Annotated in this window: 24 protein-coding genes and 1 riboswitch; of the genes, 7 read left to right on the top strand and 17 right to left on the bottom strand. The window is 41.4% G+C overall.

The features are described 5' to 3' along the window. Positions 1–5: 5 nt before the first annotated feature. The 4 genes from HT732_RS08750 to HT732_RS08735 all read right to left on the bottom strand — a co-directional run bounded on the left by HT732_RS08750 (position 6) and on the right by HT732_RS08735 (position 2,512). Entirely contained in the window at positions 6–980 is a 975-nt protein-coding gene (locus HT732_RS08750; RefSeq protein ID WP_173254666.1) for a beta-ketoacyl-ACP synthase III, read from the bottom strand. Further along, positions 980–1,414 carry a MarR family transcriptional regulator gene (locus HT732_RS08745; protein WP_000386353.1) on the bottom strand — a complete coding sequence of 145 codons (435 nt, stop codon included), beginning with the start codon at positions 1,412–1,414 and terminating at the stop codon, positions 980–982. The genes HT732_RS08750 and HT732_RS08745 overlap by 1 nt, the downstream gene beginning before the upstream one ends. Positions 1,415–1,506: 92 nt before the next feature. Further along, a complete protein-coding gene (locus tag HT732_RS08740) occupies positions 1,507–2,292 on the bottom strand; it encodes an enoyl-CoA hydratase (RefSeq protein WP_173254664.1) in 786 nt (261 codons plus the stop codon). Next, entirely contained in the window at positions 2,267–2,512 is a 246-nt protein-coding gene (locus HT732_RS08735; protein ID WP_173254662.1) for a hypothetical protein, read from the bottom strand. Before HT732_RS08735 ends, HT732_RS08740 begins: the two co-directional genes overlap by 26 nt. Before the next feature lie 187 nt (positions 2,513–2,699). Here HT732_RS08735 and HT732_RS08730 point away from each other — a divergent pair, with 187 nt between their 5' ends. The 3 genes from HT732_RS08730 to serS all read left to right on the top strand — a co-directional run bounded on the left by HT732_RS08730 (position 2,700) and on the right by serS (position 5,926). Then, positions 2,700–4,064 (top strand): aspartate kinase, encoded by a 1,365-nt coding sequence (locus HT732_RS08730; protein ID WP_173254660.1) that lies wholly within the window; start codon positions 2,700–2,702, stop codon positions 4,062–4,064. A 2-nt stretch (positions 4,065–4,066) separates the two neighbouring features. Then, complete coding sequence (locus HT732_RS08725) at positions 4,067–4,438, top strand: DUF956 family protein (protein ID WP_000079358.1); 372 nt, start codon at positions 4,067–4,069, stop codon at positions 4,436–4,438. A gap of 213 nt (positions 4,439–4,651) precedes the next feature. Then, positions 4,652–5,926, top strand: coding sequence for a serine--tRNA ligase (serS, locus tag HT732_RS08720; protein WP_173254658.1), 1,275 nt, complete (start codon positions 4,652–4,654; stop codon positions 5,924–5,926). Between the two features lie 24 nt (positions 5,927–5,950). Here serS and HT732_RS08715 read toward each other — a convergent pair whose 3' ends face one another. The 6 genes from HT732_RS08715 to HT732_RS08690 all read right to left on the bottom strand — a co-directional run bounded on the left by HT732_RS08715 (position 5,951) and on the right by HT732_RS08690 (position 13,342). Next, positions 5,951–6,850, bottom strand: a complete 900-nt coding sequence (locus HT732_RS08715) for a TDT family transporter (RefSeq protein ID WP_173254656.1) — start codon at positions 6,848–6,850, stop codon at positions 5,951–5,953. A 108-nt stretch (positions 6,851–6,958) separates the two neighbouring features. Beyond that, a complete protein-coding gene (locus tag HT732_RS08710) occupies positions 6,959–7,507 on the bottom strand; it encodes a carboxymuconolactone decarboxylase family protein (protein WP_000206768.1) in 549 nt (182 codons plus the stop codon). A 131-nt stretch (positions 7,508–7,638) separates the two neighbouring features. Further along, positions 7,639–8,961, bottom strand: coding sequence for a sodium:alanine symporter family protein (locus HT732_RS08705; RefSeq protein ID WP_173254654.1), 1,323 nt, complete (start codon positions 8,959–8,961; stop codon positions 7,639–7,641). A gap of 90 nt (positions 8,962–9,051) precedes the next feature. Beyond that, positions 9,052–9,140, bottom strand: a riboswitch (glycine riboswitch). Between the two features lie 200 nt (positions 9,141–9,340). Further along, complete coding sequence (locus tag HT732_RS08700; RefSeq protein WP_173254652.1) at positions 9,341–10,900, bottom strand: DUF6287 domain-containing protein; 1,560 nt, start codon at positions 10,898–10,900, stop codon at positions 9,341–9,343. Between the two features lie 135 nt (positions 10,901–11,035). After that, positions 11,036–12,052, bottom strand: a complete 1,017-nt coding sequence (locus HT732_RS08695) for an endo-beta-N-acetylglucosaminidase (protein ID WP_173254650.1) — start codon at positions 12,050–12,052, stop codon at positions 11,036–11,038. A 54-nt stretch (positions 12,053–12,106) separates the two neighbouring features. Next, on the bottom strand, positions 12,107–13,342 hold the full coding sequence (locus HT732_RS08690) for an N-acetylmuramoyl-L-alanine amidase family protein (protein ID WP_173254704.1): 1,236 nt from the start codon (positions 13,340–13,342) through the stop codon (positions 12,107–12,109). A 213-nt stretch (positions 13,343–13,555) separates the two neighbouring features. Between HT732_RS08690 and HT732_RS08685 the strand changes: the two genes are divergently transcribed. After that, positions 13,556–14,485 (top strand): helix-turn-helix transcriptional regulator, encoded by a 930-nt coding sequence (locus HT732_RS08685; RefSeq protein WP_049511285.1) that lies wholly within the window; start codon positions 13,556–13,558, stop codon positions 14,483–14,485. Positions 14,486–14,533: 48 nt separating this feature from the next. Here HT732_RS08685 and HT732_RS08680 read toward each other — a convergent pair whose 3' ends face one another. The 3 genes from HT732_RS08680 to zapA all read right to left on the bottom strand — a co-directional run bounded on the left by HT732_RS08680 (position 14,534) and on the right by zapA (position 17,820). Then, positions 14,534–16,870, bottom strand: a complete 2,337-nt coding sequence (locus tag HT732_RS08680; protein WP_173254648.1) for an endonuclease MutS2 — start codon at positions 16,868–16,870, stop codon at positions 14,534–14,536. Positions 16,871–16,972: 102 nt separating this feature from the next. After that, the gene (locus HT732_RS08675; RefSeq protein ID WP_084889795.1) at positions 16,973–17,521 is read right to left on the bottom strand and encodes a CvpA family protein; all 549 of its coding nucleotides are present in this window, start codon (positions 17,519–17,521) and stop codon (positions 16,973–16,975) included. Continuing rightward, positions 17,518–17,820, bottom strand: a complete 303-nt coding sequence (gene zapA / locus HT732_RS08670; RefSeq protein WP_000002019.1) for a cell division protein ZapA — start codon at positions 17,818–17,820, stop codon at positions 17,518–17,520. The genes HT732_RS08675 and zapA overlap by 4 nt, the downstream gene beginning before the upstream one ends. 86 nt (positions 17,821–17,906) lie before the next feature. Between zapA and rnhC the strand changes: the two genes are divergently transcribed. The 3 genes from rnhC to HT732_RS08655 all read left to right on the top strand — a co-directional run bounded on the left by rnhC (position 17,907) and on the right by HT732_RS08655 (position 21,891). Further along, entirely contained in the window at positions 17,907–18,788 is an 882-nt protein-coding gene (rnhC, locus tag HT732_RS08665; RefSeq protein WP_173254646.1) for a ribonuclease HIII, read from the top strand. Positions 18,789–18,791: 3 nt separating this feature from the next. Further along, positions 18,792–19,406, top strand: a complete 615-nt coding sequence (gene lepB / locus HT732_RS08660; protein WP_001083986.1) for a signal peptidase I — start codon at positions 18,792–18,794, stop codon at positions 19,404–19,406. Between the two features lie 118 nt (positions 19,407–19,524). Next, positions 19,525–21,891: an ATP-dependent RecD-like DNA helicase gene (locus HT732_RS08655; protein ID WP_173254644.1), complete on the top strand. Its 2,367-nt coding sequence runs from the start codon at positions 19,525–19,527 to the stop codon at positions 21,889–21,891. 47 nt (positions 21,892–21,938) lie between these two features. Here HT732_RS08655 and tig read toward each other — a convergent pair whose 3' ends face one another. The 4 genes from tig to HT732_RS08635 form a co-directional block, all read right to left on the bottom strand. Then, positions 21,939–23,222 carry a trigger factor gene (gene tig, locus HT732_RS08650; protein ID WP_173254642.1) on the bottom strand — a complete coding sequence of 428 codons (1,284 nt, stop codon included), beginning with the start codon at positions 23,220–23,222 and terminating at the stop codon, positions 21,939–21,941. 222 nt (positions 23,223–23,444) lie between these two features. Next, a complete protein-coding gene (locus HT732_RS08645) occupies positions 23,445–24,629 on the bottom strand; it encodes an N-acetylmuramoyl-L-alanine amidase family protein (RefSeq protein ID WP_173254640.1) in 1,185 nt (394 codons plus the stop codon). Positions 24,630–24,716: 87 nt separating this feature from the next. Beyond that, complete coding sequence (locus HT732_RS08640) at positions 24,717–25,838, bottom strand: N-acetylmuramoyl-L-alanine amidase family protein (RefSeq protein ID WP_173254638.1); 1,122 nt, start codon at positions 25,836–25,838, stop codon at positions 24,717–24,719. A gap of 294 nt (positions 25,839–26,132) precedes the next feature. Further along, positions 26,133–26,765, bottom strand: coding sequence for a response regulator transcription factor (locus HT732_RS08635; protein WP_173254633.1), 633 nt, complete (start codon positions 26,763–26,765; stop codon positions 26,133–26,135). Positions 26,766–26,770 lie beyond the last annotated feature (5 nt).

Genomic DNA, 26,770 nt, shown 5'->3' with positions numbered 1-26,770 from the left:
ATTACCTAAATTGTAAGAATGAGCGTGCCCCAGGTCAAGCCTCCACCGAAGCCTGATAGCAGAACAGTTTGGCTACCATCTAAATGGATAAGGCCATGTTCTACACACTCTGAAAGTAAAATCGGGATACTGGCTGCACTGGTATTGCCATATTCCATCATATTAGCTGGAAGTTTGTCTCGGTCAACACCAATTTTTCTAGCCATTTTATCCAAGATACGGTCATTAGCCTGATGCAGTAGCAGATAATCCAAGTCTGTCGCCTCTATAGGAGATTCGTCAATAGTCTGCTTGATAGACTTGGCTACATCTCGAATGGCAAAATCAAAGACTGCGCGTCCATCCATCTTCAAAAATGAATCTGCATTTTCTTGAGCTGAAAATGGAGAATGCAAACCTGAATGCCCATAAGTTAGACACTCGCTACGACTTCCATCGCTATTGAGGCTCTCAGCTAAGAAATGCTCTTGCTCGCCAGCTTCTAACAAGACACCACCAGCACCATCTCCAAACAAAACAGCTGTTGATCGGTCTGACCAATCGACTGCTTTAGAGAGGGTTTCACTACCAATCACCAAGCCTGTTTGAAAGCGACCAGAAGCGATAAACTTTTCAGCAGTTGAAAGAGCAAATACAAATCCACTACAAGCAGCTGTTAGGTCAAAAGCAAAGGCCTTATTAGCACCAATATTAGCTTGAACACGAGCAGCTGTAGAGGGCATCATCGAATCAGGAGTAATGGTAGCTAGGATGATAAAATCCAGCTCCTCTCCTGTGATTCCAGCTTTTGCCATCAGTTTCTTAGCAACTTCCGTAGCCAAATCACTGGTAGATTCTGTTCTTGAGATATGCCTTTGTCGTATTCCCGTCCGACTTGAAATCCACTCATCATTGGTATCCATAATCTGAGCCAAGTCGTGATTTGTAACCACTTGCTCTGGCACATAATGAGCAACCTGGCTTATTTTTGCAAAAGCCATTATTTCAAATCCTCCAAAAATTGATAAAGATTGGTCAAACCTTTGCTCATAACATCAATTTCTTCCTTACTCATACCATCAATGATTTTTTCAACCATGGCCTTGTGGAAGCGTTTATGTAACCTATGAACCAAGCGCCCCTTCTTTGTCAAATGTAGATGAACCACACGACGATCCTGCTCTGAGCGAATGCGTTCAATGTAACCCTTGCGTTCGAGATTATTCAAACTAGTCGTAACTGTCCCAAGAGTCACCATCAACTCTTTTGACACTTGACTTGGTGTCACGTCTGGGAATTTCCCAATTACATCGATTGTATGCATTTCTTTGATGGAGATATCCTTGAAACGACTACCTCTCAAGCTCACTTCCTCAATGACAAGGACATTGTTAAATATAGATGTTAAATATTCATTAATTCGTTGGTAGTCCATTTTTCATATCCCTCCTTCTCAAAAAAACTTTTACAATCAAAACATTTGACAAGAGAATTATATCAAAGTTCAAAGAAGGATGCAAGTATTTTTTATTTTCCTGTAAATTTAGGCCGTCTTCTCTCAGAATGGGCTCGCACTCCTTCTTTGAAATCCTCTGTTTGAGCTAAGGATTCCTGTAGGTTCAGTTCTAAAGTAGCGTAATCCTGCCAGTCTTTAAATTGGCTCTCCCAAACCAACTTCTTAATGGCTGCATAGGAATTACTTGAACCACGTCTTAATTTTTTAAGAAGCTGTTCTCTCGTCTTTTCAAGTTTATCAGCTTCAGAAACGCGGTAAACCAATCCCCATTCTAGGGCTTTTTCTGCGGTCAAAGCCTCACCTGTCATGGCTAATTGAGCAGCACGCGTCACACCGATACTGCGGCTCAAGAGGTGAATCCCCCCTGCATCTGGAGCCAAACCAACGCCAACAAAGGCTTGAATAAACTTCGCCTTATTCGTCGCCAGACAGAAATCTGCCGCAACAGCCATATTCGCTGCGGCACCTGCAACAGCACCGTCAACTTCCATTAAAACAGGTTTGGCTATTTGTTTGATTTTATAGGAAATCGTATTGACCAACTCTGCGATTTTTGTCAATGATGGAATATCATCCTCATCCACTGCCCGCTTCATCTCTACCAAATCTCCCCCAACTGAAAAGACTTTGCCATTGGCATTGATTAAGATAAAATGCACAGCCGGATCCTCTTCTGCTAAAGTCAGAGCTTCTAAAATCTCCTCACACATGGGAATATGAAAACCATTTGCGACCTCAGGACGGTTCAAGGTAAGGATTGCCAAGTCCTCTTCAAGCTGATAAATAATGTGTTCCATTAGGACTCCTTTTTATTTTTATAAGCAGTTTATACTCTTCGAAAATCTCTTCAAACCACGTCAGCTTCGCCTTGCCGTAGGTATGGTTACTGACTTCGTCAGTTCTATCCACAACCTCAAAACAGTGTTTTGAGCTGACTTCATCAGTCTTATTTACAACCTCAAAGCAGTGCTTTGAGCAGTCTGCGGCTAGCTTCCTAGTTTGCCCTTTGATTTTCATTGAAAATTAAATTATTTTATTTTCAAAATATATCTTTTTTAGGAACAGAAAGCAAGAAAAAATTGACTGAAAGTGTCTCAGCCGATTAGAAAGCATCGTTTTAGGCTAGAAAGCATCTTATTTTCTTCATTGAAAAAAGGCTTTCTTTCTGCTATAATCGTATAAAATACTTACTTTAGGAGTTCTTATGAAGGTTGTTAAATTTGGAGGTAGTTCTCTTGCCTCTGCTGGTCAATTAGAAAAAGTTTTAAACATCGTAAAAAGCGATCCAGAGCGTCGTTTTGTAGTCGTCTCTGCGCCTGGTAAACGCAATGCTGAAGATACTAAGGTTACAGATGCCTTGATTAAATACTACCGCGACTATGTTGCTGGTAACGATATTAGCAAGAGTCAAAGCTGGATTATCGACCGCTATGCTGCTATGGTTAGTGAACTAGGTCTTAAACCAGCTGTGCTAGAAAAAATTTCTAAAAGCATTCGTGCCTTGGCCACTCTTCCTATCGAAGAAAATGAATTTCTCTACGACACTTTCCTAGCAGCCGGTGAAAATAACAATGCCAAATTGATCGCTGCCTACTTTAACCAAAATGGTATTGATGCACGCTATGTGCACCCTCGAGAAGCTGGTATTGTGGTCACAAGTGAACCTGGTCACGCTCGCATCATTCCATCAAGTTATGACAAGATTGAGGAATTGACGAATGCAAATGAAGTCCTTGTCATTCCTGGTTTCTTTGGAGTTACCAAGGAAAATCAAATCTGTACCTTCTCACGTGGAGGCTCAGACATTACAGGTTCTATCATTGCTGCAGGTGTTAAGGCAGACCTCTATGAAAACTTTACAGACGTTGATGGTATCTTTGCAGCCCATCCTGGTATTATTCACCAACCACACTCTATTCCTGAGTTAACCTACCGTGAAATGCGCGAGTTGGCCTATGCAGGCTTCTCAGTCCTTCATGACGAAGCTCTTCTACCTGCCTACCGTGGAAAAATTCCTCTGGTTATCAAGAATACCAACAACCCTGACCATCCAGGTACTCGTATCGTTCTAAAACACAGTAGTGATGAATTTCCAGTTGTGGGAATTGCTGGTGACTCAGGCTTTGTCAGCATTAACATGTCGAAATACCTTATGAATCGCGAGGTTGGATTTGGTCGTAAGATTCTGCAAATCCTTGAAGACCTTAACATCGGCTGGGAACATATGCCAACAGGTATCGACGATCTTTCAATCATTCTCCGTTCTCGCGAACTAACTCCTATCAAGGAAGAAGAAATCCTTCGTCAGTTGGTTCAAAAGGCTGAGGTGGACCATGCAGAAATCGAACACGACCTTTCTATCATTATGATTGTTGGAGAAAAGATGAAGAGTCATATCGGAGTGACTGCTACTGCAACTCGCGCTCTATCTGAAAATAAGATCAATATCCAGATGATGTCTCAAGGTTCTAGTGAAGTTTCTATCATGTTCGTTGTCAATAAAGACCAAGAAAAAGCAGCAATTAAAGCCCTCTACAATGCCTTTTTCGGCGAAAGTAAGGAAGACTAATCATGGCCCAATCTCTTAACAAAACAGTGCTTCTCAGCACGACAGGCACTTCCTACCTCTCTATCGCTGGGAAAGTTGGGAAATTCCTGGTCGGAGATCAGGCCTTAGAATTTTACCCCGATGTCAATGTCGAACAATTTATCCAGATTCCTTGGAGCCATATCAACCAGATTGGAGCCAATGTCACTGGGAGGAAAATCAGTCGCCACTTCGAAGTCTTTACAGACAAAGGAAAATTCCTCTTTGCTTCAAAAGATTCAGGTGCCATTCTCAAAATTGCTCGTGAAAAACTGGGGAATGACAAGGTCGTCAAACTTCCGACCCTGATTCAGACAATTAGCCAAAAATTTAAAAATCTATTTGCAAAAAAGTAGAAACTTTAGTATAATCATAGCAACGGATAAGTAGGTTATCTTCTTCTTTCAGAAAGTCTGCGGATGCTGCGAGCAGATAGGAGGGATAGGTGAAATTCTACCGTTAGTAACAATTACATACACAATCAAGTGCACACCTGTGAAGTTGGATGGAACCGTGGCCCTGCCACTCCAACGCTTTGTCAGGTGTGCTTTTTTCATAAAGGAGTTCTTATGTTAGATATCAAACGTATTCGTACAGATTTTGATGCTGTCGCAGAAAAATTGGCTACACGTGGTGTAGATGCTGCTGTCTTGAATGAGATGAAAGAAATCGATGCTAAGCGTCGTGACATCTTGGTCAAAGTTGAAACTCTCAAGGCAGAACGTAACACAGTTTCTGCTGAGATTGCCCAAGCTAAGCGCAACAAGGAAAATGCAGATGACAAGATTGCTGCCATGCAAACTCTATCTGCTGAAGTCAAAGCCTTGGATGCTGAATTGGCAGAAATAGATGCTAAATTAACAGAATTTACAACGACTCTTCCTAACATCCCAGCTGACAGTGTTCCTGTTGGGGCTGATGAAGATGACAATGTGGAAGTTCGCAGTTGGGGGACTCCACGCGAGTTTGACTTCGAACCTAAAGCTCACTGGGATCTTGGTGAAGACCTTGGCATCCTTGACTGGGAACGCGGTGGTAAGGTAACAGGAGCTCGCTTCCTCTTCTATAAAGGCCTCGGTGCTCGTTTGGAACGTGCTATCTACAACTTTATGTTGGATGAGCATGGAAAGGAAGGCTATACGGAAGTCATCACGCCTTACATGGTTAACCACGATTCTATGTTTGGTACTGGTCAATATCCAAAATTCAAGGAAGATACTTTTGAACTCAGCGACAGCAATTACGTCCTTATTCCTACAGCTGAAGTTCCTCTAACAAACTACTACCGTGATGAAATCCTTGACGGCAAAGACCTGCCAATTTACTTCACTGCTATGAGTCCTTCATTCCGTTCTGAGGCTGGTTCAGCTGGTCGTGATACTCGTGGCTTGATTCGTTTGCACCAATTCCACAAGGTTGAAATGGTTAAATTTGCCAAGCCAGAAGAATCTTACGAAGAATTGGAAAAAATGACAGCCAACGCTGAAAACATTCTTCAAAAACTTAACCTTCCATACCGTGTCGTTGCTCTCTCTACTGGAGATATGGGCTTCTCAGCTGCCAAGACTTACGACTTGGAAGTTTGGATTCCAGCACAAAATACCTACCGTGAAATCTCAAGCTGTTCAAACACAGAAGATTTCCAAGCCCGTCGTGCCCAAATCCGTTACCGTGATGAAGCAGATGGCAAGGTGAAATTGCTCCATACCTTGAATGGTTCTGGACTTGCAGTTGGACGTACAGTGGCTGCTATTCTTGAAAACTACCAAAATGAAGATGGTTCTGTGACCATCCCAGAAGTTCTTCGTCCATACATGGGTGGGGCTGAAGTTATCAAACCATAAAAAATAAGGTTTAGCTATTTCTAGCTAGACCTTTTTTCGTAACCAAATCAGATAAGCGCCTAATACAAAGAGTAAAATAATTAAGCAAATAGCGGTTTCAGCCACTACCAAATAATCCAAAAATGGAAGTTTCAAGATTCCCTGAGCCATCTTAAGCGAAGTAGCTGTGATAATGGTCGGGAAAGTGAGGGCTGAGAAGGCTGGTTGAAAGCCTTGCTTTAAAATATTGGGTAGGCGAGTTAAAACAAAGAAAAAGAAGGATTGAGAAGCCAAAATCATAACGATTAAGACCCAAGTTGGTAGGCTGGCTCCTCCAACTCGGACTAGAGAAGCCAAGAGTAGAGAAAAAGGAGCACAGTAGATCCCTTCTTGTCCAAGCATGGCTTGTGAGAGTGGATGTTTCTTTAAATCGCTATAAATAAGCGGGTAGAGATAGAAGGTCAAGAGAAATCCAAAACTCAAGGTCGCATAGGCAATTTCGATGATACCTACAAGAGGATAGGTCAAGGCTGCTACTGCTATCCCCACATAGAGAACCGTCCAGCTAGGAGTCGCATGAACCCTCCGCCCCGGATAGGCAAATTTGATAGTGAAACCAGCAATCAAGGCCAAATCCAAGAGAAATGAAAACCACCAGAGTCCTTGCGCTACCAAAGGAAGATGAGGGAAGACACGAAAGACATAGGTCGATAAAATCATCCCAGCCATGGGAAAAGTCGCCATTCCTGACAAAAGAGGAGGCTTGGTCAATTCTTGCTTGGTTTCCTTCCAATTAAAGAGATGCAAAAGCAGAAAGTAAATCCACAAAATCAAACCTGTCAGACTCAATAGATGGGACAGAATCGGCAACGTATCTAAAATGAGATTCCCAGCTCCTGCCAAACCTAGCAAACAACCAGAAAATACCAAGGGGAGTTTTTTCATCCTAACCTCCAATAATCATGTTAGTTTCAGTATAGCATAAAAGCGCTTAAATGAGGGGATAAAAAACGAAGTCCGTTGATTTCAGACTTCATTTTACTCAGATATGAATTAAGCATAAGGTTGCAATTCTGGGTTAATTGGTGTATTGGCTAGGTTATTGGCATAGTTACAGAGGCTTGCTAGGCTGACACCAAGAACCACATCCAAGGCATTTTGTTGGGTGTAGCCAGCTTCTAGAAATTCAGCTAAGGCTTCATCTCCTACACGACCCTTGGTATTGATAACTGCCAAGGTAAACTTAGCTAGGGTGTCCAATTTAGGATCTGTTTCAATTGGAGTACGATTGCGAAGGGCTTGCAGAAGGTCATCGTTCATCTGGATTTGTTTAATTGAAAAGGCTGTGTGACCTGCGACACAGAAGGCACAACCATTGGTCACGGCTGCCGTGATTTGCACGACTTCGCGCTCAACGGGTGTCAGGCTATTGCGACGGTTGATAGCTCCGACAGTACGATAAGCCTCTAAAGCAGTCGGTGCATTAGCCAAGAGACCGATTAGGTTGGGAATATAGCCATTGTTATCTTTTTCTACTGTTTCAAGAACCTCTTTCACTTCTGCTGGCGCTGATTCTACTGTATGAATTGTAAATGTTGTCATCATAAAACCTCTTTTCATGTTGTTGAAATCTAGTCTATCACAGATTCTATACCTTGTATAATATATATTTTAAATTACACTGATAGAAATTTTTTATGAAAGCAAAAAATCACACGCGGTGTGTGATTTCATTATTTATCAAAATACTTTTTAGTTTCAGCAATAACGACTGGCGATAAAACTAAGAGAGCAATCAAGTTTGGTAGTGCCATCAAGGCATTGACAATATCTGCGATAATCCAGACCATATCCAACTCGATAAATCCTCCCAGCAAGACCATGAGCACAAAAACCACACGGTAGAGCCAGATAAAGCGAACCCCAAAGAGGAACTCGAAACAACGTTCTCCGTAGTAGTTCCAACCTAGAATCGTCGTGAAGGCAAAGAGTACAAGGAAGATGGTCAGGAGTGCAGGTCCAAAGTGTGAAAAGACTGTTGAGAAGGCTGACTGAGTCAAGGCAACCCCATTCAAGTCACCACTCCAAACACCAGTTACCAAGATGGTCAAACCAGTCAAGGTACAGATAATGAGGGTATCAATAAAAGTCCCTGTCATAGAAATCAAACCTTGCTCTACTGGTTCGTTTGTCTTAGCTGCAGCAGCTGCAATGGGAGCAGAACCCAGACCAGATTCGTTTGAGAACACACCACGCGCAACACCATTTTGAATAGCCATCCGAATGCTAGCACCGGCAAATCCACCTACCGCAGCAACCGGACTAAAAGCGGATGTCAAAATTAGAGTGATTGTAGCAGGGATTTTCCCGATATTAAAGAAAATAACTGTAAGAGTTCCCAAAATATAAATAATAGCCATAAAAGGAACAACAGTAGTTGAAACCTTAGAAATGGACTTGAGTCCACCAAAGACTGCAATCGCTACAAATACAGACAACACAAGAGCAGTGATAGCTGGCGAAATAGTCGTTGTATTCTGGATAGATTCTGTAATCGAGTTGACTTGGGTAAAGGTTCCGATTCCCAACAAAGCTACTAGCACACCTGCTAGGGCAAAGAAGATGGCAAGTGGTCGCCACTTTTCTCCCATCCCTAGAAGGATATAGTGCATGGGACCTCCCGCTACTGCACCATGATCATCCTTGGTACGGTATTTGATAGCTAGTAGTCCTTCCGCATACTTGGTAGCCATCCCAAAGAAAGCAGCCATCCACATCCAAAAGAGGGCTCCTGGGCCACCGACCTTGATAGCCGTCGCCACTCCGATAATATTTCCCGTACCAACTGTCGCTGCTAGGGCTGTACACAAGGCCGCAAAGCTGGATACATCGCCATGCCCCTTGTCCTTAGTAAAAATAAGCTGGAAGGCCTTGGGCAGACGCAAAACCTGCAAGAGTCCTAGCCGAATAGTTAGGTAAATCCCTGTTCCGACCAATAAAATCAAGAGGGGCGGTCCCCAAGCAAAAGCATCGATTGATTTAAGCAATTCTAACATTTCCTTCTCCTATCGTTTCAACCCCAAAAGAAAGAGCACATGCAAGATACATGTACTCTGGAATGCTTAGATAAATGCTAAAAAGCGGTCTATCCTAGCTCTGTCCTTTTACCTGAGAGTTTGAGCAGTTGCCTGCCTTGCCCCTTCGGTGCCTTTACGGTCTCTCCAGAGTTCCGTCCATTTACAGTCATGGAAAATCAAACGATTCCCCACTTCTATTAAACTTCATTCGGTGTTGGTATTTAATTGATTCTTATTTTACAAAAAATGTTGGCTTTTGTCAATGTGTTTTAAAAAATTCTTATTTGACTTTGTAGAAGAAGGATTGAGCATTCCCATGTGCGTGAGGTGCTTTTAATGAAATAAATATATTTCATTCTTATTCTACACGATATAAGAATTGTTCTGGTCTATTATGTACTGGAAATGAAGCACGATAGAGAATTCTATCTTTACTAATATCCGAAGCGTCTGATATTAATCCATCCATTGATGTTTCATCAGGTATTCTAACACCTGCTGGTATGAATTGAATAAAGACTCCAAAAGATGGACCTGAGTAGCGAGCTCGTAAAAAATCATTGACTATTTCTGATTCTGCAAGGTCAACCTTAAATTTCTCTGGCGCTATCAAGCCATCTTTACTAAAGACTAAGTCTTCTCCTCCATGACCATTACTCCATCTTCCCTCAATGCTAGAAAAATCCCCATTTTTTATGGCGTTAATATCCATTTTGCTAGAAACAGTTTTGCTAGTTGAAGATGATGGTGCAGCAAACTTTTCTGTTACAGATTTCCAAGTCAGACTAGAGAGATTCATTCGAGCACCAGGACTGACTTCATCCTCTGTCTTAGCTTCTTTAACCTTCTCTAGTTTGTCCCCACTACTATTCAACTTCCAAATAGTATGAATGGTTTGTGGATCACCTGCGAACGGATTCCACTGGGTATAAAGCTTGCCATCTTCTAGGAGATAGGCCTTAAAGCGAGTTCCCAGCATCTGCATTTTATTTTCAGAATTGGTGAGGCGAATGACTTTCTGATCTTTGAGTGTGAAAATATCTAAAATTTCACTACCATTTTTCGAAGATACAATCAATTCATCAATGCCATTTTTATCCATATCAACCATTGCATAGGTAAAGGCTTGACTGCGTTCTGCCATCCCTGCATAGATATTAGCAGTTAGATTGATAGTATCTTTAACCTCTGACTTATGGTCTAAAATAAATTCATAATCCTTCAAAATACTATTATAAGGACTGTAATCTACGGTTGGTTTAGTTTTCACTGTCCCTTTGTCTGCACTGCTCCCGCTAGGAAGCTTATCTGAAACTGATTTCCAGCTTAAAGTCTCCAGAGAAATGGGCGAACCGACCCCAAGATCTGCTAGTTCTTGAGCTTCCTTAGCCTTTACCAAAGACTGCCCATCTTCACTAAATTGGTAATGAGCATAGATGTGACTCGTTGCTGTACCAGCCCCACGATAGAGCAGAGAATTATCTGGCAAGATACCGACCGTCATTCTCTCACCAATCTGGTCTAAACGATTTTCTTGATTGGTCAGACGAATCACCTTTCCATCCTTCAAAGTACGGATATCAAGTAAACTCTTTTCGCCACTCTTCATTTCAAGAGCAAGCAAGAGTTCATCCACTCCGTCGTTATTCAAATCTGTCTTGTGGTAAACCACATCTGTGTAAAAACCTTGAGAAGACTTTACTTGACTAGCTAGGGGATTGACATCCATACCAGTCGTCAAGGTACCTTTAGCTACTTTTTCATAGTCATCCAAAACTTTATTATAGGAACTGTAATCTATCTCTGGACTTGCTATTTCCTCAGATGCTGGTTCAATAGTTTTGTTCCAAGGTAGATACTGACAGCCTCCTAGAACTAGTATCAGTAAAAGCGTTGTGGCTAATAAAAACTTTTTCATATTACTCCCTTATCTAAGAGAAAGGAACCAGCTTGTGCCAATTCCTTTCGCTATTTTTACTGTATCAAAATGTTGCCTATTCGCAAATTGTTTCTATTTCTATTTATTATAAGCCATTTCTCACAAGCTATCATTCTAGCGAACCCACTTACCTGAGCCATCTACTGTGTAGCCATCTGGGGTACGTTCGTTAACCGCCATCTTACCATTTGACTTGAGATAGTAATCGCCTACCCATGTGTTACGAGCATAGCTGCCTTCTGATGTTAGGTAATAGTAAGAGCTATAGCTGCTATCATAGATCCACTCACTCTTAGCCATTTTACCATCTGATTTGAGGTAGTAACTTCCTGACCAAGCATTACGTGCATAGCTACCCTCTGCTGTCAAGTAATAGTATGATTTATAGTTATTGTCATAAATCCACTCGCTCTTAGCCATGTAACCACCTGATTTGAGGTAATAACTTCCTGACCAAGCATTCTGAACAAAGTTACCTGACGCATTTAGGTAGAAGTATGAATTGTACTGAACATCAAAAATCCATTGATTAACTACTTTAACACCAGATTTGTAGTAAGAAGAACCTGACCAGCCAGTCTGACCTGAGTTAGAGTTAGTAGCTGGTTTTGGAGTTTCAGTAGTTGTTGGTTTTTCCGTTTCTTTAGGAGTTGAAGAGTCTAGAGGATTGACATATTTTTGATTCTTAACAGTGAATGTCGCTGATCTACCACTAAACTTATGCAAGGTATCTCCTTCTTTACTTTCTCCATGAAATTGTAAGTAATATTCACCATCTGGAACATTTGCAAAATTAGTCCAATCTTGCTTTGTAATCGGAACAGATGATTTATCAAATCCTTGATTGAAAGTATCTTTTCTAGGGATTTGACCTGTCTTTGCATTTACAATATCTGCATATATATATACAGAATATTTTACAGGTACATTTTCAACAGTCATATCCACATAGATACTTTTATTTTCTGAACCTGGTGTAATTTTATAGTCCACCTTATGATTTTCAATTTTGGTAATTTCCGCATGCACTGTTTGCGCTGAAAAAGGTAGAACTCCTGCTGTGTCAATAGTTGATACTACTCCGACTGTTGAAAGTGCCAAAGCACATACTAATAATTTCTTTTTGTTCATGTTTTTAATTTCCTTTATTTTTTAATCTTTATTTGTTTAAAGCGCAACATTCATTTATCCGACAAAACGATGATTCTTTACACGAAAGACAACCGATTGTCCATCGTATACCTTGCCATCTTGTCCTTTTCCTTTGATAACAAAGCGATAACTACCATCTGGAGTTGCACTAAAGAAGTGACGAGTTTGAAAGGCACGTAGACTTGGATTGTAGGTCACAGTAAACTGAGTTTGTGTAGAAACTGAACCTGTATTTGCATCAACTAAGGCAAAATCATAGTCTACTTTATAAGATGAAGATGGAGTGCTAGGTAGAGCGATATCGATATAAGTCATAGCATCATTAACATGGTAAAGGCTTATTCCTAATGATGTTGCTTGTGAACTGCTTGCTGTATGAGTTCCCTCAGAACTAATCCACTTGCCTGAACCATCAACTTGATAACCATCTGGTGTACGCTCATTCACTGCCATCTTACCATTTGACTTAAGATAATAATCACCTACCCAAGTCCCATGAGCATAACTTCCTTCTGATGTTAAGTAATAGTATGAGCTGTAGTTATTGTCATAAATCCACTCACCTTTAGCCATCTTACCATTTGACTTGAGATAATAGTCGCCTACCCAAGTATTACGGGCGTAACTTCCTTCCGACGTTAGGTAATAATATGAACTGTAGTTCTTATCATAGATCCACTCGCTTTTAGCCATATATCCGCCTGACTTGAGGTAGTAATTTCCAACCCATGCATTTTGAACATAATTACCTGAAGCATCTAGGTAGAAGTATGAATTATAATCCTTATCGAAAATCCACTTACTGGTAACTTTCGTACCATTTTGGTAGTAGGACGAACCTGACCAGCCATCTTTTTGACTCGTTGTTGATTGGTTAGAAGTCTTTGGAGTTGAAGCAGCTGTTGTTTTACCAGTCAGCTTATTCACAGCCTCTTTAAACTCTTCTACAGTTCCCTTCCACTCTATGTAATTGGCACCAGACTTATTCTCAAGAGCTATATAGTTGCGATCGGATTCTTCGAAGTAAGATAATTCTGGAGTAGTTTTTGTAGCCCAAATAATGGGGCGATTGGCAGTTCCCTTCCATCCTTTAAATACTTCTGAATCATTGGGAACAAGAATATAATATTTGGCAGATGGATTAATCGTCTGGGTGTCAGCCTGCACCGTTTGTGCTGAAAAAGGTAGAACTCCTGCTGTGTCTAAAAGAGAGACAAGACCAAATGTTGCAGCCGCTAGGCTGGTTACTAAAACTGTTTTTGACTTCATCATCAAAAATCTCCTTTAAATTCTTATTGTTTACGGTTACAGTATAGCATGCTATTTACCTTATTTACGAAAAGCGTATTTATATTTACCTTTATTGAACAATTACCCCCCCCCCCCCGAAAAAGCGTAACTATATTTACTTTTTTCTAAAAATTCCCTTAAAAACTGGTAGAATTATGATAGAATGGAAAAAAGGACTTGAGGAGATTTAGGATGCAAGATGAAAGTGTTTATGGATTAGTATATAAGGCCATTCGTGAGGAGAGAGGGTTTACCCAGAAGGAAGCTGCTGGAACTACAGTGACTCCTCACTTTTTACGTCAGTTTGAGCAAGGAAAATCTCGAATAACCATTCAAAAATTTGAAGAGATTCTTTCTAATATTGGAATTGATAAAGAGACCTTTGATAGTCTCAAAGCGCATATGTTCCCAACTGAATTTCATAAATTACAGGCTCAAGTTGCTGATTTGGCCTATAAGCGTGAATTTAAAAAGATCCTTAGCTTGATTAATCAGCCTCTGGAAAATCCTGGAATAGCTGAACACTATGTGATTGCCAATCGTGTAGTCAATAAATTTGCTATCGCAAACATCATCGGCGATTCTTTTCTGACTCCAAAAGACTATCAAGAACTAGAATATATCAAGAACTATCTTAGTGAACTGGACGACTGGAATAAAATTGAGGTCAATATCTTTTCATCTATCCTTCCTCACTTTTCAATCGAATTTTTAGACTACAGACTCTACCACTTATTGGATACTCTAAAAAAACAGACAGAGTACCATTCAACTCGTACTGCTGACTACTATATTGCCTGCTTAAGAACCGCTATCAAGCATTACTCTGTTAATGGCTACTATGATAAAGCTGAAAATCTTGCGTTGAAGACTCTGGAAGTGATTAATACTTTCCCTCTACTGAGTACCAAGATGACAGAGATGATTAGCATTTCCATGGAACGGGCTAATAATTTTCTCAGACAAGATGATGTCAAAGGTCTAGAGCTTGCTAAGCATATCTTTGCCAGTCTGGATAACTTTGAAAAAATCTATCCAAATCAACTTCTGACTCGAATGAGAGAGGACTTCTTTGTTACTGTCACACAACTCAATCACACTGGACAACCTTTAGATGTCTAGACTAGAAATCAAAAAGCCTGAGGAACCACATATTTCCTCAGGCTTTTCTTATCCTTTAAAAGTGACAATGGTCGCACCACTGCCTCCAGCATTTTGTGGGGCATAGCCGAAACTCTTGACATGTTTGTTTCTTTGTAGGTATTTGGTGACACCTTCACGGATGACACCTGTTCCGATACCATGGATGATATCAACTTGAGCCATATTATTAAGCAAGGCTTGATCGATAAAGGCATCTAGCTCATTCATGGCTTCTTCATAGCGCTTGCCTCGAAGGTCCAGTCTGGCTTGTGGGCCACGACCAGAAGTTCGTTTCACGACATTGACTTGTTTCTTCTTGACTTGTTTTTCTTGCTGAGCTTGAACGAGGTCAAATTCTTTCTCTTCCAAGGTCATCTTAATCAATCCGACTTGGGCTTCCCAGCGGCCGTCCTTGAGTTGACTGGTCAAGGTACCACGCTGTCCGTAACTGAGCACCACGATATCATCTCCCACCTTTGGAGCTCGTTTTTTCTTGGCCTTTTGAAGGACCTTGTTTTTAGACAAATCTACTTTTTCAGGAGCTAATTTTTTCAGCTTGGCCTTGGCTTCAATGATTTCGTGGGGTTTGAGTTGAGATTTACTATGGAGATTTTTAAGCATCTGATCACTTTCACTGAGGGCCATGTCCACAATCTCAGCAGCCTGTTCACGCGCCTTATTAAGCTCGGTTTCCTTTTCACGATTGAGCTCGTTGTAAAGTTTTTTGAGAGCACGATTCATCTTGAGATTTTCTTGCTCCACCTCACGAATATTGTCCAAGCGTTTGCGACTTTCTAGCGTCTGCTCTTCCAGTTGCTCAATAATCCGGTTGACATCATTGTCCTGATTGACCTGCTGACTGGCATCCCCTACGATAACTTCAGATAGACCTAGACGTTTAGCAATTTCAAAGGCATTGCTTCGGCCAGGAACACCCTGCATAAAGCGATAGGTCGGGCGAAGAGTTGCGGTATCAAACTCCATGCTGGCATTTTGCACAAAGGCTGTCTCGATACCATAGGCCTTGAGTTCTGGATAGTGGGTGGTCGCCATGGTCTTGACTTGACGCAGGCGAAGGTCCTCCAGAATAGCCATGGCAAGGGCGGCTCCCTCTTGGGGATCTGTACCAGCCCCCAACTCATCCAAAAGTAAGAGCGAATGCTGGTTGACCCTGCCAAGAATATCCACGATATTGGTCATGTGGCTAGAGAAGGTCGACAAGCTCTGCTCAATAGATTGCTCATCGCCAATATCAGCAAAGATTTCTTCAAAAATACCAACACGACTTCCCTTGTCTGCCAAAATCGGCAAACCGGACTGAGCCATAACCTGTGTCAAGCCCAGAGTTTTGAGCATGATGGTCTTCCCACCTGTATTGGGACCTGTGATGACAATAGCTGTCAAATCTTGGCCAAAATGGACATCATTTGCGACGGCATTTTTGACCAGAGGATGGCAGACATGGAGCAGTTGAATTTCCTGATTTTCTGACAACTGAGGGACAACTGCTTGTCTTTCTTGGATAAAGCGGACCTTGGCACGAATCAAGTCCAGATGGCCGATAATCCAAGCATCATTAGCAATCTCAGCCGCATGAGGGCGGACACGTTCAGAAATTTCTTGGAGAATACGAAGCATTTCATAGCGCTCATCTGCTCGTAGACTAGCAATATCTTCGCTCAGTTTGACCACCTCACGGGGTTCGATATAGACGGTATTTCCACTAGCAGAAATATCATGAACGACACCTGCAATCTTATTGCGGTAGGTGTTTTTGACAGGTAGAACCTGACGGCCGTTTCTGCTGGCAACGATTCCTTCCGTCAACATCTGCGCTTTTTGCTTAAGCAAATCTTGCAAGACATCGCGGACCTGACTCTCGCTATCATGGATTTTTCGACGGATTCGCGCCAATTCTTCACTGGCAAAATTTTCAATGAAACCTGCATCATTAAAGGCTTGGAGATTTCCTTGTAATTGCGGAAAATCATGTAATTTCTCAAACCAAAGGGCTAATTCTTCCAAGCTGACATTTTCCAGATTAGCATAAAAACTTTGCAGCTCTCGGCTAGCAAGAAGCACACGCTTCAAGAGGAGGAACTCCTCGATATTGAGGTCTGCCCCCATCTCCAACCGCTTGCAGACTCCTGCGATTTCCTTGGTTGCAAGAATGGTAAAATGCGGTTGCTCTACAAAGATAGCCTCCATTTCCTTCATCTCAGCAAAAGCCTGTTTGATTTTATCTGCTTTGGCAGTCGGAGCCAACTGTCTCAATTGCTCCAAGCCCTGCTCGGTCAACAAATGAGGCTCAAACAAGGCCTTGACCTTATTGAACTCTAATGTTTCTAATATTTTCTTATTCATCTTTATTTCCTTGTCTTTGAATATCTAGGTGTGGTAGCTTTTTACATTCTGATAGATTCTAGTCAATCTGTAAACAAAGGGCTAGGAAAACTCCTGCCCTTTTTATCCGATTAAATTTGTCACCCAGATTTGTTTGAGCCAACTGGTTGTTACTGGTATGCTCTGGATGATGTGTTTTGCGACGATACTCTTTTCAAGAGGATTTTGTATAGCTGCCATGGGAATGGTTGCTAGTATGGTCAAAGCCATTTGCAAGACAAATAAGGTCACCAACATGGACAAGATACCTGCTGAAACTTGGAACAACTTGCCACCAAGCTTTTTACTAGGAATCAAGTGTAAGAGGAGACCAAGCAAACGACCGATGCTATATACAATCCCAAATACAAGCAAATAGCCGATCCCTGCGTAAAAGACCTTATCCAACTGAAAGAGTTGATCCGATGGGAAAAAGAAAGTTCCCTGACCTTCCTGCGGATTTGCATAAGGGAGCAGCAAATGGAATTGCTCTCCAAGCCCCTTATAAAACTGGCCAGCCATAAAAGCCGATGCCAGGGCTGAAATCAGGTAATAAACCTGTAAGAGCAGGCCTCTCCGATAGCCGATATAAAATCCCCAAGCCAAGACCAATAGAAGAAGGAGTGAAATCATAAGGAATCCTCAATCTTGCTCTGTTCTTGCTTGCAAGTCACAAGCTTGTGGCGGAGTTCTTCTAATTCTTGCTCCTTATCGTCAAATTCAATCTCACGGCTGAGCTGAGTTGATAAACAGTTGACTGCCAACAAAAGAGCGATTGTTTCATCGTCTGCACTAGGCATTTGTTCTTTAATTGCTTGGTATTTTTCTGTCGCAACCTTGGCGATTTCCTCCATAAAAAGGTTATCATGCTCGCTTGTCAAGGTTAATGATTTTTTCCCGAATGTAAATTTGAATCGATTTAGATTTGCCATAAAATTCACCTCACGATATTATACCAAAATTCGCTAATTTTGTCAGTTTTTACAAATTTGCCTGCTTTTATGGTACAATAGAAACTATGGCAAGTATAACACTCACACCTAGTGAAAAGGAGATTCAGTCTTTTCTTGAACACTATCAAACCAGTCTGGCTCCCAGCAAGAATCCCTATATTCGCTACTTTTTGCGACTACCTCAAGCAACGGTTTCTATCTATACTTCTGGAAAGGTCTTGCTTCAGGGTGAAGGGGCTGAGAAATACGCTAGTTTCTTTGGCTATCAAATGGTAGAGGAAAACAGGGGACAAAATTTCCCTTTGATTGGGACGGATGAGGTGGGAAATGGTTCCTACTTTGGTGGGCTTGCAGTTGTCGCTGCCTTTGTCACACCTGACCAGCACGACTTTTTACGAAAACTCGGTGTGGGGGATTCTAAGACTCTGACCGACCAAAAGATTCGTCAGATTGCTCCTATTCTCAAGGAAAAAATCCAGCACCAGGCACTGCTTCTCTCACCAAGCAAGTACAACGAGGTCATCGGAGACCGCTACAACGCTGTTTCTGTTAAGGTAGCCCTCCATAACCAGGCTATCTATCTCCTCCTTCAAAAAGGCGTTCAACCTGAGAAAATTGTGATTGATGCCTTTACCAGTGCTAAAAATTATGACAAGTACTTGGCACAAGAGGCCAATCGTTTCAGCAATCCTATCAGTTTAGAAGAAAAGGCTGAGGGCAAATACTTGGCTGTCGCAGTTTCTTCCATCATTGCGCGTGATCTCTTTCTGGAAAATCTTGAAAATCTAGGACGAGAACTGGGCTATCAACTTCCAAGTGGGGCTGGAACGGCTTCTGACAAGGTGGCTAGCCAGATTTTACAAGCCTATGGTATGCAGGGACTCAATTTCTGCACCAAACTGCACTTTAAAAATACTGAAAAAGCGAAAAAACGCTTAGAAAGGTAAGTTATGAATTCATTTAAAAATTTCTTAAAAGAGTGGGGATTGTTTCTCCTGATTCTGTCATTACTAGCTTTAAGCCGTATCTTTTTTTGGAGTAATGTCCGCGTAGAAGGACATTCCATGGATCCTACCCTAGCGGATGGCGAAATCCTCTTTGTTGTCAAACACCTCCCTATTGACCGTTTTGATATCGTGGTTGCCCATGAGGAAGATGGCAATAAGGACATTGTCAAGCGCGTGATTGGAATGCCTGGCGATACTATCCGTTACGAAAACGATAAACTTTACATCAATGACAAAGAGACAGATGAGCCTTACCTAGCAGACTACATCAAACGTTTCAAGGATGACAAACTCCAAAGCACCTACTCAGGCAAGGGCTTTGAAGGAAATAAAGGAACTTTCTTTAGAAGTATCGCTCAAAAAGCTCAAGCCTTCACAGTCGATGTCAACTACAATACCAACTTTAGCTTTACAGTTCCAGAAGGAGAATACCTTCTCCTTGGAGACGATCGCTTGGTTTCGAGCGACAGCCGCCACGTAGGTACCTTTAAAGCAAAAGATATCACAGGGGAAGCTAAATTCCGCTTCTGGCCAATCACCCGTATCGGAACATTTTAAGAGATCTAAGAGGCCGAGAATCAACAATCTCAGCCTCTTCTTCTATCGTGAGAAGTGATCGTTTATTGACTATAATAAAAACACCCCCAACTCTCACCTATTCATGCAAAGGAATTTTATGGAAGTTTATTTTTCAGGAACCATTGAACGGATTATTTTTGAAAATCCCAGCAATTTTTATCGCATCCTCCTCCTAGAAATCGACGATACGGACGCAGAGGATTTTGATGATTTTGAAATCATTGTCACGGGCACCATGGCTGATGTGATTGAGGGAGAAGACTATACTTTTTGGGGACAAATTGTCCAGCACTCCAAGTATGGGGAACAACTGCAAATCAGTCGTTATGAACGCGCAAAACCAACTAGTAAGGGGCTAGTTAAGTACTTCTCCAGTAGCCATTTCAAAGGAATTGGTCTCAAGACAGCTCAGAAAATAGTGGACACCTATGGCGACAATACCATTGACGAAATTCTGCAACACCCGGAAAAGCTAGAAGGCATCGCAGGACTATCTGCCAAAAATCGCGAGGCTTTCGTCTCCACTCTCCGTCTCAACTACGGAACGGAGATGGTTTTGGCCAAACTAGCCAACTACGGCATTCCCAACAAACTAGCCTTTCAGATTCAAGACTTTTACAAGGAAGAAACCCTTGATGTGGTTGAAAATTATCCCTACCAGTTGGTCGAGGATATCAAGGGATTGGGATTTACTATTGCTGACCAATTAGCGGAAGAACTAGGCATCGAAAGTCAGGCTCCTGAACGCTTCCGTGCTGGTCTAGTTCACAGTCTTTTTCAGGCCTGTATGGAAACAGGGGACACCTATGTTGAAGCACGGAATTTGCTAGAACAAACCCTTACTCTCCTTGAGTCTTCCCGCCCCGTGGAACTGGACCCCAGCCAAGTGGCCCAAGAGCTCTCCTACCTCATCGAAGAAGACAAGGTTCAGCAGATTGATACCAAAATCTTTGATAATAGTCTCTTTTTCGCTGAGGAAGGCATCCGCAGTCACTTGGTTCGTATCCTTGAAAAAGGAAAACAGAAGAGTCATGATTTAGAAACCATTCAAAAACATATCGCTACTGTCGAAGAAGATCTGGAGATTGAATATGATAACATTCAAAAACAGGCTATCTGTGATGCTATCCAGAATAAGGTCTTTATCCTGACAGGTGGACCTGGTACTGGTAAGACAACTGTTATCAATGGGATCATCGCTGTCTATGCCCTTTTAGAAGGACTTGACCTCAGAAAAAAAAGCAACCTGCCGATTCTTCTTGCTGCTCCAACTGGACGAGCCGCTCGGCGCATGAATGAATTGACAGGTTTGCCTAGCGCTACCATACACCGACATTTAGGAATGACAGGCGACGATGATACCAGTCATTTGGAAGATTATCTGGATGCTGACTTTATCATCGTAGATGAATTTTCCATGGTGGATACTTGGCTGGCCAATCAACTCTTCTCAAACATCTCTTCTAACAGTAAGATCCTCATCGTGGGTGACAGCGACCAGCTACCGTCTGTCAGCCCTGGACAGGTTCTAGCGGATCTGCTTCATATTCCTTTGATTCCTCAGACTCGCTTGGAAAAAATTTACCGGCAAAGCGAAGAATCAACCATCGTCACCCTAGCTAGTCAGATTCGACAGGGCATTTTGCCAGCTGACTTTACCCAGAAAAAAGCAGACCGTTCCTACTTTGAAATTGCTAGCGGACATATTCCTGCTACCATTGAAAAGATCTTAGGCGCTGCCCTCAGAAGTGGTATTCCTGCCCGTGATATCCAAGTTCTGGCTCCCATGTACCGAGGGACGGCAGGGATTGATGCCATCAACCAGCTCATGCAAGACCTGCTCAATCCACCACAAAAAAATCAACTCAGTTTTGAAGCTCCCCAGTGCCACTATCGTAAGGGCGACAAGGTCATTCATTTGGTCAACGATGCTGAAATCAATGTCTTTAATGGAGATTTAGGAGCCATCACAGACCTGATTCCTGGTAAATACACCGAGTCGAAACAAGACGAGATTGTCATTGATTTTGATGGCAACGAGGTCTCTTACCCACGTAACGAATGGTACAAGATTCGCCTGGCCTATGCCATGAGCATCCATAAATCACAGGGAAGTGAGTTCCCTGTTGTCATCCTACCGATCACTAGTGCTAGTAGGCGTATGCTGGAGCGCAATCTCATCTATACAGCCATTACACGCGCCAAAAGCAAGCTTATCTTACTAGGCGAATTACAGGCCTTTGATTATGCTACCCAACATATCGGAACTGCTCGAAAAACCTATCTGATTGAACGCTTCAGTGATTTATTGGAGAATGTTGAAGAAAAGCAACAAGCTGTCTCTGAAACAGCCACATCAAGTACCTCTGAACAATCCTACATCCTAACCGAAGAAAACTGGGACAGCATACCGGCCATGATTGGGATTACAGACGCAGACCTCAAAGAGATTTTTGGAAAATAGTGCATAAGAAAACCCACCTAATCAGGTGGGATTTTATCTTATTAAGATTATTTTACTGTTGCTGTGCTTGTGATCAATTCAACAGCTTTTTTGATTGTGATATCGTGTTTCAACATATCAGCTGAAAGCAAGCTTTGTACTTGTGCCACTTCCATGTTGTAATCTGCAGCCAATTGCTCAACTTCTTTTTGGATTTCTTCTTCTGAAGCATCAAATCCTTCAGCTTTGGCAACTGCTTCAATAACAAGGTTAGTCTTAGTACGTGACTCAGCTTCTGCTTGGTATTGATTGTGAAGGTCTTCTTGAGTAGTTCCAGTGATTTGGAAGTACATGTCAGGGTTGATACCTTGACGTTGCAAGTTTCCAAGGAATTCGTTTACTGAGCGGTGAACTTCTTCGTGGACCATTTCTTCTGGAAGTTCTACGATTTCAGCGTTTTCTACAGCTTTATCGATTGCTGCACCTTCAACTGCATCTTTGTAAGCTTCTTCTTTAGCTTCAGCCAATTCTTTGCGGTATTTTTCTTTCAATTCAGCAAGTGTTTCAACTTCTTCGTCGATGTCTTTTGCAAGTTCATCATCAAGAGCTGGAACTTCTTTAGCTTTTACTTCGTGGATAGTTGTTACGAATTTAGCTTCTTTACCTGCAAGGTCTTCTGCTTGGTAGTCTTCTGGGAATGTTACGATAACATCAACAGTTTCACCAGCTGAGTGACCCACCAATTGGTCTTCGAAACCAGGGATGAATTGACCTGAACCAAGTCCAAGTGAGAAGTTTTCACCTTTTCCGCCATCAAATTCAACACCGTCGATAGAACCAACGAAGTCGATGACAACAGTGTCGCCGTTTTCAGCAGCAGCTTCCTTGATAACCAATTCAGCCAAGTTGTTGCGTTCGCGTTCGATACGCTCTTCAACATCAGCGTCAGTTACTTCTTTTTCTACATCAACTGATACTTCAAGGTTTTTGTAGTCACCCAATTTTACTTCAGGTTTTGTAACGACTTCAGCAGTGATAACCCAGTCTTGACCTTTTTCCATTGAAGTTACGTCAATTTTTGGTTGAGCAACCACTTCAAGATCAGCTTCTTTTACAGCTGCTTCATAAGCGTTTGGCAAAAGAGCGTTCATAACGTCTTGGTAAAGTGATTCTTCACCAAATTTCTTGTCGAAGATAGGACGTGGAAGGTGACCTTTACGGAAACCTGGAACATTAAGAGATTTCTTCACTGAGTTGAAGACACGGTCCAATTCTGGTTTGATTTGGTCTTGAGAGATAGTGAAAGTCAAGACACCACGGTTTGTTTCTTTGTTTTCAAATGATACAGACATTCTGTCATTTCTCCTTAAAATTTTTTAAATACAGTCTATTATAACATAAATGAGCGACTTTTTTCAAGTAACGAATGCGCTTTTCAATGATGGGGGAGGTACGGTTTCTTCTTGGTTTTCTTTAGGTTTCGAATATAATCTTATAAAAGATGTTTAATAATGGCTGATTACAGTAAAAAAACGAATCGCCCACACATCCCTCATTAGGCGATTCGTTTTGTATTATTTAACCACAAGAACCTTGTAATATTCATACTTATTTGGCTGTGTAATCTTAATTTTTTGACCATAGAAACCATCGATTTCTTTGTCAAAATAATCTGAAAATCCTGATGGCAAGCGTTTCATCTTAAGAACTTCTCCAGATTGGTCTGCATATACAAGGAAATGATAGTGGGTTGTAGACATACCATCATCGATCAATACAAAGTAACCTGTTTTGAGCTTACCTTGTCCATTATCTAAATAGTATAGTTTGTTGTTATTGATGGTGAAGTCAGTAGATGGAAGTCTAAGTCGTACACCTGGGTCTTCTAGATAAAGATCATTGCCAACTTTTTTGATTTCTGATCTAGTTGTCATCTCTGGAAGTGGTAATGCTCTACGACCATCTGCTCCAAAGTAATATCGACCTGGTAGATTTTGGAAATTACGAATAACAGCTTTAGGATCAATTTCTTGTCCTTCATCTTTATTATCCACTAAAGCCAACATCGTATTGGAAACTTGATCCCCATATTTGTCGGAAAACTTCTTGAACTCAGGTTTGATGTACCAAGTGTTTTTATCCACGATAACATCAGTAAAGTTATTTCCGTCAAATTTTGCTGTAATCAGATACTCATATCCATCGCCTAAACGAACAATGTCATCCTTTTTATAAGGGCTATTTTGTAAAGTGAACATATGGCCATCCTTGCTGAGAATATAGCCTGTGCCATCACTAGAATTTACAACTCTATCAGAGGCCATTGCACCTGATTGTTCAAAATAATACCAATTACCATCTATGAACACCCAACCTGTCATCATAGAACCACTAAAATGAAGATAGTACCAAGTAGCTCCTTCTTTGTACCAACCTGTACGCATGGCACCACTATCTGCTAGTGAGTACCAAGTGTTGCCCTCCTTGTACCAGCCAGTACGCATGGCGCCACTATCTGCTAGTGAATACCATGTATTGCCGTCTTTGAGCCAACCTGTCTGCATTTTACCAGTGCTGTCGAAGTGATACCATGAGCCAGCATTTTGTACCCATTTATTTTTAGCAAGACTGCCATCTTGTGAAAGATTCCAGTCAGAACCATTTTTAACCCAAGTATCTGCAGCCTGTGCTTGATTGATAGACAAAAGTAGACCAGCACCTGCAAGTAAACCAAGTGTAAGTAGTTTAGATTTTTTCATAGCCAGTTCCTCCTTTTCTATAGTGAAATGAACATGATTTCCTAGAAAACGAAGCTGTTCGCTTTTTATTTTACTCTGTCAGACGTCTTATTTCACAACAGAAACATTTCCTGTCTTACTATCAATTTTAACAGTTTGACCGTAGAAACCGTCAATTTCTTTATTAAGATAATCTGAAATTCCTGTTGGCAATCGTTTCATTTTAAGAATTTCACCAGATTGGTCTGCATAAACAAGAATATGATAGTGATGATAGCTTGGTCTATCATCAATCAATGCGAGATAGCCTGTTTTTAGTTTGCCATTAGCACCCTCTAAATAGTATAGTTTATTATTATTGATTGTAAAGTTGGTAGCTCCAAGACGAAGTCGTGCACCCGGATTTTCTAAATAGACATCATTGCCAACTTTTTTAATCTCTGAATAGGTGGTCATTTCTGGTAGATTTGTTACACGACGACCATCTGCCCCAAAGTAATACCTGTTCGGTAAGTTTTGGAAATTCTTTATAACAGCTTTAGGATCAATTTCCTGTCCTTGATCTTTATTATCTATTAAAGCCAACATCGTATTGGAAACGTAATCCCCATATTTATTAGAAAACTTTTTAAACTCTGGTTTGATATACCAGGCATTCTTTTCCACAACGACCCCATCTTTTCTATAAATAAGATGATAATCATACCCATCAGACAAAGTAACAATATTTGTGATAATTGTATCATCCGCTTGAGATTGTTCAACCTGACTAGGGAGTTTGGTCAACATATAACCATCCTTACCAATGACATAACTTTCCCCATCGCTTGCTGGAACAGCTCTGTCTGCGACCATAGCACCTGATTTTTCAAAGTAAGACCATTGACCATTTGCAGTCGCCCATCCTGTTGCCATAGCGCCACTGCCTTTGAGGTAATACCATGTAGCCCCTTCTTTGTACCAACCTGTACGCATAGCACCACTATCTGCTAGTGAATACCAGGTATCCCCATCTTTGAGCCAGCCTGTCTGCATTTTACCAGAACCGTCGAAGTGATACCAAGAGCCAGCATTTTGTACCCATTTATCCTTAGCTAGACTGCCATCTTGAGAAAGATTCCAGTCAGCACCATTTTTAACCCAAGTATCTGCAGCCTGTGCTTGGTTGATAGACAATAGTAGACCAGCACCTGCAAGCAGACCAAGAGTAAGTAATTTAGATTTTTTCATAGCCATTTCCTCCACGAATTGAAACTGAGAGATAGAGTTAGTTTAACCATATTTTTATAGCACTCTTAAAGAGATGAAATACAAATCCTATTTTTGCTAAACTTGTTCGGAAACTATTTTATAAACACTATATTATTTTATCTATTTCTAACTCTATTCTACTCCCCTATAAAATGAATGTCAACAAATAACATAAAAACATTGTGAAAAAAATATTTTACTGTACTAGAACTACTTACTCGCTTCTTTGATACTAGGTTCAGTCACTTCTCCAATATTATTTTTACATATCTATTAAAACTCCTCATGCCCCACCAAGTGGTGCTGAAAGGCATAGACCGCAGCTTGTGTGCGATCACTGACCTCAAGTTTGGCAAGAATGTTAGACACGTGCGTCTTGACCGTCTTGAGAGAGATAAAAAGTTCGTCTGCGATACGCTGATTTTCATAGCCCTTGGCAATGAGTTGGAGTACATCTCGCTCACGCGCAGTCAGATCCTCATGTAGTTCTATGTGATTGCGGTGGTATTCGACCTTCTTGCTGACCTCTTGCTCAATGGCCAACTCGCCAGCAGCCACCTTACGGACAGCATGGAGCAATTCATCTGCGCTAGAAGTCTTGAGCATATAGCCACGAGCACCTGCATCTAAGACGGGCATGATTTTTTCATTGTCCAAGTAAGAAGTCACAATCAAAATCTTGGCTTCAGGCCATTCTTTGAGGATAACCAAGGTCGCATCAATTCCATTCATTTCAGGCATGACAATATCCATGACAATGACATCTGGACGCAATTCCAAGGCCAAGTCAATGCCTTGAGACCCGTTGGACGCCTCACCCACAACTTCTACATCGTCTTGGAGGTCAAAGTAGCTTTTCAAACCCAATCGGACCATTTCATGGTCATCCACCAGTAAAATTTTCATCTTTA

Origin of the sequence: Streptococcus sp. 5346 (assembly GCF_013277455.1) — a bacterium.
Taxonomy (GTDB): Bacteria; Bacillota; Bacilli; order Lactobacillales; family Streptococcaceae; genus Streptococcus.
The sequence above is the reverse complement of the archived record's forward strand: the minus strand, read 5'-3'. Positions and strand labels throughout refer to the sequence as shown.